This window comes from Pseudomonas sp. SAR267, assembly GCF_052077595.1.
Taxonomy (GTDB): domain Bacteria; phylum Pseudomonadota; class Gammaproteobacteria; order Pseudomonadales; family Pseudomonadaceae; genus Aquipseudomonas; species Aquipseudomonas vlassakiae.
Genome location: NZ_JBQIHU010000001.1, coordinates 1,027,608 through 1,038,369, shown reverse-complemented (window position 1 = coordinate 1,038,369; position 10,762 = coordinate 1,027,608). Strand labels below are relative to the sequence as shown.

The 10,762-nt window shown below is 60.3% G+C and carries 9 protein-coding genes and 4 tRNA genes; 10 read left to right on the top strand and 3 right to left on the bottom strand.

The genetic code is table 11. The features are described 5' to 3' along the window. Nucleotides 1-56: 56 nt before the first annotated feature. The 3 genes from ACTORR_RS05210 to folD form a co-directional block, all read right to left on the bottom strand. A complete protein-coding gene (locus ACTORR_RS05210; RefSeq protein ID WP_054883545.1) occupies nt 57-548 on the bottom strand; it encodes an Lrp/AsnC family transcriptional regulator in 492 nt (163 codons plus the stop codon). Between the two features lie 75 nt (nt 549-623). Continuing rightward, on the bottom strand, nt 624-1,688 hold the full coding sequence (locus tag ACTORR_RS05205; protein ID WP_054883546.1) for an ornithine cyclodeaminase: 1,065 nt from the start codon (nt 1,686-1,688) through the stop codon (nt 624-626). Between the two features lie 203 nt (nt 1,689-1,891). After that, on the bottom strand, nt 1,892-2,746 hold the full coding sequence (gene folD / locus ACTORR_RS05200; protein ID WP_054883547.1) for a bifunctional methylenetetrahydrofolate dehydrogenase/methenyltetrahydrofolate cyclohydrolase FolD: 855 nt from the start codon (nt 2,744-2,746) through the stop codon (nt 1,892-1,894). 270 nt (nt 2,747-3,016) lie between these two features. Here folD and ACTORR_RS05195 point away from each other — a divergent pair. From ACTORR_RS05195 to hupB, 10 genes are all read left to right on the top strand, one after another. Beyond that, a tRNA-Arg gene (locus tag ACTORR_RS05195) sits at nt 3,017-3,093 on the top strand. Nucleotides 3,094-3,136: 43 nt separating this feature from the next. Next, nucleotides 3,137-3,212, top strand: a tRNA-His gene (locus ACTORR_RS05190). A gap of 57 nt (nt 3,213-3,269) precedes the next feature. Further along, nucleotides 3,270-3,354 (top strand) — tRNA-Leu (locus tag ACTORR_RS05185). Between the two features lie 36 nt (nt 3,355-3,390). Then, nucleotides 3,391-3,466 (top strand) — tRNA-His (locus ACTORR_RS05180). Nucleotides 3,467-3,724: 258 nt separating this feature from the next. Then, on the top strand, nt 3,725-4,024 hold the full coding sequence (locus ACTORR_RS05175) for a DUF6388 family protein (RefSeq protein ID WP_054883548.1): 300 nt from the start codon (nt 3,725-3,727) through the stop codon (nt 4,022-4,024). 248 nt (nt 4,025-4,272) lie between these two features. Next, complete coding sequence (gene tig / locus ACTORR_RS05170) at nt 4,273-5,586, top strand: trigger factor (RefSeq protein ID WP_176507439.1); 1,314 nt, start codon at nt 4,273-4,275, stop codon at nt 5,584-5,586. A 91-nt stretch (nt 5,587-5,677) separates the two neighbouring features. Beyond that, a complete protein-coding gene (clpP, locus tag ACTORR_RS05165; RefSeq protein WP_003259400.1) occupies nt 5,678-6,319 on the top strand; it encodes an ATP-dependent Clp endopeptidase proteolytic subunit ClpP in 642 nt (213 codons plus the stop codon). Nucleotides 6,320-6,427: 108 nt separating this feature from the next. Then, nucleotides 6,428-7,711, top strand: coding sequence for an ATP-dependent Clp protease ATP-binding subunit ClpX (gene clpX / locus ACTORR_RS05160; RefSeq protein ID WP_054883550.1), 1,284 nt, complete (start codon nt 6,428-6,430; stop codon nt 7,709-7,711). A 165-nt stretch (nt 7,712-7,876) separates the two neighbouring features. Continuing rightward, a complete protein-coding gene (lon, locus tag ACTORR_RS05155) occupies nt 7,877-10,273 on the top strand; it encodes an endopeptidase La (protein WP_099815310.1) in 2,397 nt (798 codons plus the stop codon). A gap of 152 nt (nt 10,274-10,425) precedes the next feature. After that, nucleotides 10,426-10,698: a nucleoid-associated protein HU-beta gene (gene hupB, locus ACTORR_RS05150; RefSeq protein ID WP_054883552.1), complete on the top strand. Its 273-nt coding sequence runs from the start codon at nt 10,426-10,428 to the stop codon at nt 10,696-10,698. Nucleotides 10,699-10,762 lie beyond the last annotated feature (64 nt).

Below are 10,762 nucleotides of genomic sequence, written 5' to 3'. Positions count from 1 at the left end.
CCATTGCAAGGAGACGGCGAGGCTATTCAAGCTGACAAGGGCTTGGGGGTACAGGGTTAGCGCCCGATCTGCGGCGCCATGCACTTGATCGACGCCAGCTCAGGGTGTGCCACCAGCTTGTCGATGTGCAGTGCATCATTGTTCATCCAGCTTTCGCTCAGCACCCGATAGTGCTCCATGTCGCGGCAGCGCAGGCGCAGGCTGTAGTCGAAGTGGCCGCTGATCAGCTGGCATTCGTAGACGTCCGGGCAGGCCAGCATGGTGGCCTCGAAGGCCTTCTGCGCGGCGCGCCCGCTCTGGTTGGACAGGGCCACCAGCACCAGCAAAGACAAGCCAGGGGCGAGTTTCTGCAAGTCGATGATCGCGCCATAGCCGCGGATCACACCCCGGCGTTCAAGCTTGCGCACGCGCTCCAGGCAGGGGCGCGGGGTGAGGTGCACCAGGGTCGAGAGCTTTTCGAAGGTGATGCGACCGTCGTGGCGCAGCACCTCGATAATGGCCTCATCGATCCGGTCCAGAGGTTGGGCATTGGCGTCCTTGGTGTCCATGCGCAGGGCTTCTTTCGAAAGTGGGCACGGACAGGGTAGGCGTAATCCGGGGCTGCTGCTCGGCCCCGGGGTTGATCAGGCGCAGGCGGTATCTTCCTTGCGCATCGCGCGTACGCCAACCACGCGCGGCTGCAGCAGTGAATACAAGTCCTTCGGGTTCTCCAGCTTCGGTACCAGCGCGATGTCCTGGCCAATGCCCAGCATACGTGCGGTGTCCAGCACGTAGCGCAAGGCCGAGTAGTCTTCCAGGGCAAATCCGACCGAGTCGAACAGGGTCACTTGCCCTGCGTTCTCGCGGCCTTGAACAAGCCCCGCGACGACCTTCCACAATTCGACCACCGGCGAATCTTCAGGCATCTGCTGGATCTCGCCCTCGACACGGCTCTGCGGTTCGTACTCGACGATCACCCGCGCCTGTTCGACGATGTCGCGGTGTAGTTCGGTCTTGCCCGGGCAGTCGCCCCCCACCGCATTCAGGTGCATGCCCGGTTCGATCATGTCTGGCGTGAGGATGGTTGCATAGGCCTTGTCGGCAGTCACTGTGGTGACGATATCGGCACCGCGGATCGCTTCGGTCACGGAGCTGGCGACGCTCAACTTCAGGCCAGGGCGGCCGGCCAGGTTCGCCACCAGCTTGGCCGTGGCAGCAGGGTCGATGTCGTACAGGCGGATCTCGTCGATGCCCAACAGGGTATTGAAGGCGATGGCCTGGAACTCGCTTTGCGAGCCGTTGCCGATCAGGGCCATGCAGCGGCTGTTCTCCCGCGCCAGGTAGCGAGCTGCCAGTGCCGAGGTGGCGGCGGTACGGATCGCCGTGGTCAGGGTCATCTCGCTGAGCAGCAAGGGGGTGCCGGTGTCGACATCGGCCAGGGTACCGAAGGCCATCACCGTGGGCAGGCCATGGTGGGTGTTCTTCGGGTGGCCGTTGACGTACTTGAAAGCGTAAAGGCTCGCATCGGACACCGGCATCAGCTCGATCACCCCGTCGGGCGAATGGTTGGCCACCCGGGCGCACTTCTCGAAGGCCGGCCAGCGCAGGTAGTCCTGGCGAATGTACTCGGCCATCTCTACCAGGCAAGTGGCCAGGCCTTTGCGGTTGACCAGGCGGGCGAGGTCTTGCACATCGATATAGCGGGTCATGACGGGTCTCCTTGCGGCGACGCTTCCAGTGAGGTCTCTGGAAATATTGTCGGGCGCGGAGCGTGGCGATGCTGGCTGAAGCAGGGGATGCTGGCAGCGGGAGCGGCTGATCTTGCGCGCCCCTGCAGCCGAATCGGCTGCGCTGTGGCGCAAGCAAAAAAAAACGGCACCTGCCAGAGGTGCCGTCTTCATGTCACGCGCTGTTACTTGTGCAGTTCTTCCGCCGCATACAGCGTATTCTCCAGCAGGCAGGCGCGGGTCATCGGCCCGACGCCACCCGGCACCGGCGTGATCCAGCCGGCGCGTGGCAGGGCGGTCTCGTAGACCACGTCGCCGACCAGCTTGCCATCTTCCTGGCGGTTGATGCCGACGTCGATGACGATGGCGCCTTCCTTGATCCATTCACCCTTGACCAGGCCCGGCTTGCCGGCGGCCACGACCACCAGGTCGGCGCGGCCGACGTGGCCGGCCAAATCCTTGGTGAAGCGGTGGCAGACAGTCACGGTGCAACCGCCCAGCAGCAGTTCCATGGCCATCGGGCGGCCAACGATGTTGGAAGCGCCGACGATGACCGCGTTCATGCCGTACAGGTCCTGCCCGGTGCTTTCCAGCAGGGTCATGATGCCTTTTGGCGTGCACGGGCGCAGCAGCGGGATACGCTGGGCCAGGCGGCCGATGTTGTAAGGGTGGAAGCCATCGACGTCTTTGTCGGGGCGGATGCGTTCGAGCAGCAGCGAGGCGTCCAGGTGCGCCGGCAGCGGCAGTTGCAGCAGGATGCCGTCGACGGCCGGGTCGTCATTGAGGCGGTCGATCAGCTCGGTCAGCGCTTGCTGCGTAGTCTCGCTGGGCAGGTCGAATGCCTGGGAGATGAAGCCGACCTCTTCGCAGTCCTTGCGCTTGTGCGAGACATAGACTTGGGAGGCGGGGTCGGTGCCGACCAGGATCACCGCCAGGCCCGGCGTGCGCAGGCCTTGCTGGCGACGCTCCTCGACACGTTGAGCGATCTGCTTGCGCAGGTTGGCGGCGATCGCCTTGCCATCGATTAGGTGTGCAGTCATAGACGCGTGATTAACCATCGAGAAAGGAACAATAAAGAGGGCGCATTCTCGCACGAGTCCGCCCAAGGGCAAAGGCGGGTGGTCGGGCAAATCCTCTAACCCCTTAAATAATTTAAATTTTTCCGAGAAAGGTGTTGACGACCTGTAGGGTCGCCTATAAGATTCGCCGCACTTGTCGGGCACAGCCTAGCACTGGTTGGCGAGGTCGGGCAGAATGAGTGGTTTGGCAGTTATCTGTTAACGGCTTGTTCGGTTAGGCTTCAAGCTTAAGCGCCCGTAGCTCAGCTGGATAGAGCATCCGCCTTCTAAGCGGATGGTCGCAGGTTCGAGTCCTGCCGGGTGCGCCATTTAGGCAGCTTGGGCAAGCAAGTAAGGCTGTAATGCAATATGGTGGGCGTAGCTCAGTTGGTAGAGCGCCGGATTGTGATTCCGGTTGTCGTGGGTTCGATTCCCATCGTCCACCCCATATTCGACGAAGGCGCCGCTGATTGAATGGTCTGGCGCCTTTGTTTTTAAGCGTTACGCGGACGTGGTGAAATTGGTAGACACACTGGATTTAGGTTCCAGCGGCGCAAGCTGTAAGAGTTCGAGTCTCTTCGTCCGCACCATGCTTCTGTAAGGTTGTATCGCAACACCGCAATATGGTGGGCGTAGCTCAGTTGGTAGAGCGCTGGATTGTGATTCCAGTTGTCGTGGGTTCGATTCCCATCGTCCACCCCATATTTTCGAAGGCGCCTTGATCGTGAGATCGGGCGCCTTTGTCGTTTTCGGGGTGCCTGCCTTGAGGGGTTTGGCGTCTGTGGGTTCGAGCGCCGCCCGCGCGGCGCTCGATATGGCAGGCGCCACAACTTTCAGGGCAGGACTTCGCAGTCATTACTCAATCCCCCCTTGCAATCCTCTGGTGGCACCCCAATAAAAGCTGTTAGATTTCAGCCGGTTGAAACACCGGTCCATTTGGCCGGCAGAGGAATACCCCTGATGATTGCAAAAGAAGCCCGCCAGGCCATGGCGTTGCAGCGCTTTGCCGAAGCCAATCCGCAACTGCTCGAAGAAATTCGCGAGCTGGATGCGCGTGAGCAGGCCCAGCAGATCGAGTGGGCATTCGAGGATGCTGCCGATGAGCAGGGCCTTCAGCCTTGGGAGCTGGCGTTGCAGCTGATTGCCGAAAGCCCCGAGCAACTGCAGGCCATGCGCCTGGAGACCCATCGCGAAGTGGCCGAGGCGTTGGGCATGGAGTGGGAGGAGTACTGCCAGTTCAACGAGATTGATCCTGAATAAACGGGTCGCTCTCAAGCTGGTGGATGTTTGACAAGGTATTTCGGTTGTGTGCCGGCGTTGGCTGGTATGCGGCCTTCTATATAAAGAGGCTCGGCACTTTACCGTGCGGGCCATGCAAGTTAATCGACCGGCGTGGCTTCCCGTCGTCCCGGGTGGGGTGACTTCTGGTGCGTGACTCACTAGAATGTTCGCCCTTGATTCTGGAGTCGGGCTATCGCCGGCTAACGTCTGTGCAACGAGGAATATCCATGCAAGTTTCTGTTGAAAACACTTCCGCTCTCGAGCGCCGCATGACCATCGCCGTTCCGGCCGAGCGCGTCGAGAACGAAGTCAACAAGCGTCTGCAACAGACTGCCAAGCGCGCCAAGGTCGCGGGCTTCCGCCCAGGCAAGGTGCCGATGAGCGTGATCCGTCAGCGTTTCGAAGCCGATGCCCGTCAAGAGGCCTTCGGTGACCTGGTCCAGGCTTCGTTCTACGAAGCCATCGTCGAGCAGAAGCTGAACCCTGCTGGCGCTCCGGCCGTCGAGCCGAAGTCCTTCGAGAAGGGCAAGGACCTGGAATTCGTTGCTGTCTTCGAAGTATTCCCGGAGTTCACCGTTGCCGGCTTCGAGTCGATCAACGTCGAGCGCCTGAGCGCCGAAGTGGCTGACGCCGACCTGGACAACATGCTGGAAGTGCTGCGCAAGCAGAATACCCGTTTCGAGGCTGTCGAGCGCGCTGCGCAGAACGACGACCAGGTCAACATCGATTTCGTCGGCAAGGTCGACGGTGAAGTGTTCGCTGGCGGTTCCGCCAAAGGCACTCAGCTGGTACTCGGTTCCGGCCGCATGATCCCTGGCTTCGAAGACGGCCTGGTTGGCGCCAAGGCGGGTGAAGAGCGCGTTGTCAACGTGACCTTCCCTGAGGACTACCAGAACCTGGACCTGGCTGGCAAGGCCGCCGAGTTCACCATCACCGTCAACAGCGTCTCGGCGCCTGTGCTGCCAGAGCTGAACGAAGAGTTCTTCGCCCAGTTCGGCATCAAAGAGTCGACCCTGGAAGGCTTCCGCAGCGAAGTTCGCAAGAATATGGAGCGTGAACTGCGCCAGGCAATCAAGACCAAGGTCAAGAACCAGGTCATGGACGGTCTGCTGGCCGCCAACCCGATCGAAGTGCCAAAGGCCCTGCTGGAAAATGAAGTCAACCGTCTGCGCGTGCAGGCTGTTCAGCAGTTCGGTGGCAACATCAAGCCTGAGCAACTGCCGGCCGAGCTGTTCGAAGAGCAAGCCAAGCGCCGCGTGGTGCTGGGCCTGATCGTCGCCGAAGTGGTCAAGCAGTTCGAGCTGAAGCCGGACGAAGGCAAGGTTCGCGAAATGATCGAAGAAATGGCCTCGGCTTACCAAGAGCCTGAGCAGGTCATTTCCTGGTACTACAAGAACGACCAGCAACTGAACGAAGTTCGTTCGGTTGTGCTGGAAGAACAAGTTGTAGATACTGTTCTGCAGAAAGCGACTGTGACCGACAAGTCGGTCTCGTACGAAGATGCCGTAAAGCCAGCACAGGCCCCTGCCGCCGCTGAGTAACAGGCTTCTCTCGTAGGAAACCCCCACAAGCCAGCCTTCGAGCTGGCTTGTGCGTTATCAAGCCATGACTATTTGGGAGTGAGCGCAGGACATGTCCCGCAATTCTTATATTCAGCAGAGCTCTGACATCCAGGCCGCAGGCGGCCTGGTCCCGATGGTTATCGAGCAGTCCGCCCGTGGCGAACGTGCCTACGACATCTACTCGCGCCTGTTGAAGGAGCGAGTGATCTTCCTGGTTGGCCCGGTAGAGGATTACATGGCCAACCTGGTTGTGGCGCAGCTGCTGTTCCTTGAAGCGGAAAACCCGGACAAGGATATCCATCTGTACATCAACTCCCCAGGCGGTTCGGTGACTGCTGGCATGTCGATCTACGACACCATGCAATTCATCAAGCCAGACGTCTCGACCATCTGCATCGGCCAGGCCTGCAGCATGGGTGCGTTCCTGCTGGCCGCAGGAGCCAAGGGCAAGCGTCACTGCCTGCCGAACTCGCGCGTGATGATCCACCAGCCACTGGGCGGTTTCCAGGGGCAGGCCACCGATATCGAGATTCACGCCCAGGAAATCCTCAATATCAAGGCGCGCCTGAACGAGCTGCTGGCCTACCACACTGGCCAGGACCTCGAGACCATCAAGCGCGACACCGAGCGTGACAATTTCATGAGCGCCTCGCGCGCGGCCGAGTACGGCCTGATCGACTCGGTATACGACAAGCGGCAACTGGCCTCCTGAACCCAGGTGCCAGGGCAGGTAGGTGCGCAAAGCGCCTACCTGCGGACTTGAAAAAGCCCGCAATTGCCTTCATCTTGTGTTGCAAGCCTACCGGATTGGATCGATCGAATGACTGACACCCGTAACGGCGAGGACAGCGGCAAATTGCTTTATTGCTCCTTCTGCGGCAAAAGCCAGCACGAAGTGCGCAAACTGATTGCCGGGCCCTCGGTATTTATCTGCGACGAGTGCGTCGACCTGTGCAACGACATCATCCGTGAGGAGGTGCAGGAAGCCCAGGCCGAGAGCAGCGCGCACAAATTGCCTTCGCCGAAAGAAATCAGCGGCATCCTGGACCAGTACGTCATCGGTCAGGAGCGCGCGAAGAAGGTGCTCTCGGTAGCGGTGTACAACCACTACAAGCGCCTGAACCAGCGTGACAAGAAGGGCGACGAAGTCGAACTCGGCAAAAGCAACATCCTGCTCATCGGGCCTACTGGCTCGGGCAAGACCCTGCTCGCCGAAACCCTTGCGCGACTGTTGAACGTACCGTTCACCATCGCTGACGCCACCACCCTGACCGAAGCCGGTTATGTGGGTGAGGACGTCGAGAACATCATTCAGAAACTGCTGCAGAAGTGCGACTACGACGTGGAAAAGGCCCAGATGGGCATTGTCTACATCGACGAGATCGACAAGATCTCGCGCAAGTCGGACAACCCGTCCATTACCCGCGACGTTTCGGGTGAAGGCGTGCAGCAGGCACTGCTGAAGCTGATTGAGGGCACCGTTGCTTCGGTACCGCCGCAGGGCGGCCGCAAGCACCCGCAACAGGAATTCCTGCAGGTTGATACCCGCAACATCCTGTTCATCTGCGGTGGCGCCTTCTCCGGCCTGGAAAAGGTCATCCAGAACCGCTCCACCAAGGGTGGCATCGGTTTTGGCGCCGAAGTACGCAGCAAGGAAGAGGGCAAGAAGGTCGGCGAATCGCTGCGCGAGGTCGAGCCGGACGATCTGGTCAAGTTTGGCCTGATCCCCGAGTTCGTGGGTCGCCTGCCGGTTCTGGCGACCCTCGACGAGCTTGACGAGGCTGCACTGATGCAGATTCTCACCGAGCCGAAGAATGCCCTGACCAAGCAGTACGCCAAGCTGTTCGAGATGGAAAGCGTGGACCTCGAGTTCCGCACCGACGCCCTCAAGGCCGTCGCACGCAAGGCCCTGGAGCGCAAGACGGGCGCCCGTGGCCTGCGTTCGATCCTCGAAGGCGTGCTGCTCGACACCATGTACGAGATTCCTTCGCAGAAGGATGTCAGCAAGGTGGTGATCGACGAGAGCGTCATCGAAGGCACCTCGCAGCCGCTGATGATCTACGAAAACAGCGAGCCGCAAGCCAAGGCCGCCCCCGACGCCTGATTCCAGGCGTACACCGGGTGATGGCAGCAAAGCTAGAAGGGGCCTACGGGCCCCTTTCTGCTTTTCCTATGCAAGCGCTTGTAATTTCCCAAGCGTGCCCCCACATTAGGTCCAAGCATCATTTCCACCGGTTTCCGGCCATAAGGCCGCTGTAGAGGCGAAATCATGAAGACCACCCTCGACTTGCCTCTTTTGCCATTGCGCGATGTCGTCGTCTATCCGCACATGGTCATCCCACTGTTCGTGGGGCGTGAGAAGTCTATCGAAGCCCTTGAGGCGGCGATGACGGGCGAGAAGCAGATCCTGCTGCTGGCCCAGAAAAACCCTGCCGATGACGATCCAGGCGAAGACGCCCTGTATCGGGTCGGTACCGTCGCTACCGTATTGCAATTGCTGAAGCTGCCCGATGGCACTGTCAAGGTGTTGGTCGAGGGCGAGCAGCGCGGTGCGGTCGAGCGCTTCACCGAAGTAGAAGGGCACATCCGTGCCGAAGTTTCCCTGATCGATGAAACCGACGCCGCCGAGCGCGAGTCGGAAGTCTTCGTGCGCACGCTGCTCTCGCAATTCGAGCAGTACGTGCAATTGGGCAAGAAAGTGCCCGCCGAAGTGTTGTCGTCGCTGAACAGCATCGAAGAGCCTGGTCGCCTGGTCGATACCATGGCCGCGCACATGGCGTTGAAGATCGAGCAAAAGCAGGAAATCCTCGAGATCGTCGACCTGGCGACCCGAGTCGAGCACGTGCTGGCCCTGCTCGATGCCGAAATCGACCTTCTGCAGGTCGAGAAGCGAATCCGCGGCCGGGTCAAGAAACAGATGGAGCGCAGCCAGCGCGAGTACTATCTGAATGAGCAGATGAAGGCCATTCAGAAGGAACTTGGCGACGGTGACGAAGGCCATAACGAAGTCGAAGAGCTGAAAAAGCGCATCGAAGGCGCTGGCCTGCCGAAAGACGCCCTGGCCAAGGCCCAGGCCGAGCTGAACAAGCTCAAGCAGATGTCGCCGATGTCCGCCGAGGCCACCGTGGTGCGCTCGTACCTCGACTGGCTCGTGCAGGTGCCGTGGAAGGCCCAGAGCAAGGTGCGCCTGGACCTGGCCAAGGCCGAAGAGATCCTCGACGCCGACCACTATGGCCTGGAAGAGGTCAAGGAGCGGATCCTCGAGTACCTCGCCGTGCAGAAACGGGTGAAGAAGATCCGCGGCCCGGTGCTGTGCCTGGTCGGCCCGCCTGGCGTGGGCAAGACCTCGCTGGCCGAGTCGATCGCTGCCGCGACCAACCGCAAGTTCGTGCGCATGGCCCTGGGCGGCGTGCGTGACGAGGCCGAGATTCGGGGGCACCGTCGTACCTACATCGGTTCGATGCCTGGCCGCCTGATCCAGAAGATGACCAAGGTGGGTGTACGCAACCCGCTGTTCCTGCTCGACGAGATCGACAAGATGGGCAGCGACATGCGTGGCGACCCGGCCTCGGCGCTGCTGGAAGTGCTCGACCCAGAGCAGAACCACAATTTCAACGACCACTACCTGGAAGTCGACTACGACCTCTCGGACGTGATGTTCCTGTGCACCTCGAACTCGATGAACATTCCGCCGGCGCTGCTGGACCGGATGGAAGTCATCCGCCTGCCGGGTTACACCGAAGACGAGAAGATCAACATCGCGGTCAAGTACCTGACGCCCAAGCAGGTCAAGGCCAACGGCCTGAAGGTCGAAGAGCTGGAGATTGACGTCTCGGCGATTCGCGACATCATCCGTTACTACACCCGCGAAGCGGGTGTGCGTGGCCTGGAGCGCCAGATTGCCAAGGTCTGCCGCAAGGTGGTCAAGGAACATACCGGGCAGAAGCAGGTCAAGGTCAAGGTCACCGGTGAGCAGCTCGAGCACCTGCTCGGCGTTCGCAAGTTCCGCTACGGCCTGGCCGAGCAGCAGGACCAGATCGGTCAGGTCACCGGCCTTGCCTGGACCCAGGTGGGCGGCGAATTGCTGACCATCGAGTCGGTGGTGATCCCCGGCAAGGGCCAGCTGATCAAGACCGGCTCGCTGGGCGATGTCATGGTCGAGTCGATCACTGCCGCGCAAACCGTGGTCCGCAGCCGTGCCCGCAGCCTGGGTATTGCCGCCGATTTCCACGAGAAGCACGACGTGCATATCCACATGCCCGAGGGCGCCACGCCGAAGGACGGCCCGAGCGCGGGTATCGGCATGTGTACCGCGCTGGTGTCGGCGCTGACGCAGATTCCGGTGCGTGCCGACGTGGCAATGACCGGTGAAATCACCCTGCGTGGTCAGGTATTGGCCATCGGCGGTTTGAAGGAAAAACTGCTGGCTGCACACCGTGGCGGGATCAAGACGGTGATCATTCCTGAGGAAAATGTTCGCGATCTGAAGGAAATTCCGGAAAATATCAAACAGGATCTGCAGATCAAACCGGTCAAATGGATTGACGAAGTCCTCCAAATTGCGCTGCAATACGCCCCGGAGCCCTTGCCAGATGTGGCTCCGGAGATTGTCGCGAAAGATGACAAACGCGACGGCGATGCCAAGGAAAGAATTAGCACGCATTAGTAGTTTTTGGCCGGGGGGCTTTCCTTGACAGTTTTTTCGGGGCCTTGCTATAAAGCGGCACGCTATTGTCAAGCTGCCACCCGGCGCACGTTTCATAAGCTTTTCATTACATACTTAGAAACAAACTCAATAGAGAAATAAGGGGACTTAGAGTGAACAAGTCGGAACTGATTGACGCTATCGCTGTATCGGCTGACATTTCCAAGGCTGCCGCCGGCAAAGCTCTGGACGCTGTGATCGACTCCGTAACTGGCGCCCTGAAAGCAGGCGACGACGTCGTTCTGGTTGGCTTCGGTACCTTCTCGGTCAAAGAGCGCGCCGAGCGCACCGGCCGCAACCCGCAAACCGGCAAGGCGATCAAGATCGCAGCTGCCAAGGTTCCAGGCTTCAAGGCTGGCAAAGGCCTGAAAGACGCCGTCAACTAAGTCGTCTCTTTCAGCCGGGCCCGGCTTGGCCAGGTCCGAGCACGCTGATGGCGGGCCGCAAACG

Coding starts and splice junctions, on each gene's coding strand:
- ACTORR_RS05210 (WP_054883545.1), bottom strand. CDS start 548: ATGGACACCAAGGACGCCAATGCCCAACCTCTGGACCGGATCGATGAG.
- ACTORR_RS05205 (WP_054883546.1), bottom strand. CDS start 1,688: ATGACCCGCTATATCGATGTGCAAGACCTCGCCCGCCTGGTCAACCGC.
- folD (WP_054883547.1), bottom strand. CDS start 2,746: ATGACTGCACACCTAATCGATGGCAAGGCGATCGCCGCCAACCTGCGC.
- ACTORR_RS05175 (WP_054883548.1), top strand. CDS start 3,725: ATGATTGCAAAAGAAGCCCGCCAGGCCATGGCGTTGCAGCGCTTTGCC.
- tig (WP_176507439.1), top strand. CDS start 4,273: ATGCAAGTTTCTGTTGAAAACACTTCCGCTCTCGAGCGCCGCATGACC.
- clpP (WP_003259400.1), top strand. CDS start 5,678: ATGTCCCGCAATTCTTATATTCAGCAGAGCTCTGACATCCAGGCCGCA.
- clpX (WP_054883550.1), top strand. CDS start 6,428: ATGACTGACACCCGTAACGGCGAGGACAGCGGCAAATTGCTTTATTGC.
- lon (WP_099815310.1), top strand. CDS start 7,877: ATGAAGACCACCCTCGACTTGCCTCTTTTGCCATTGCGCGATGTCGTC.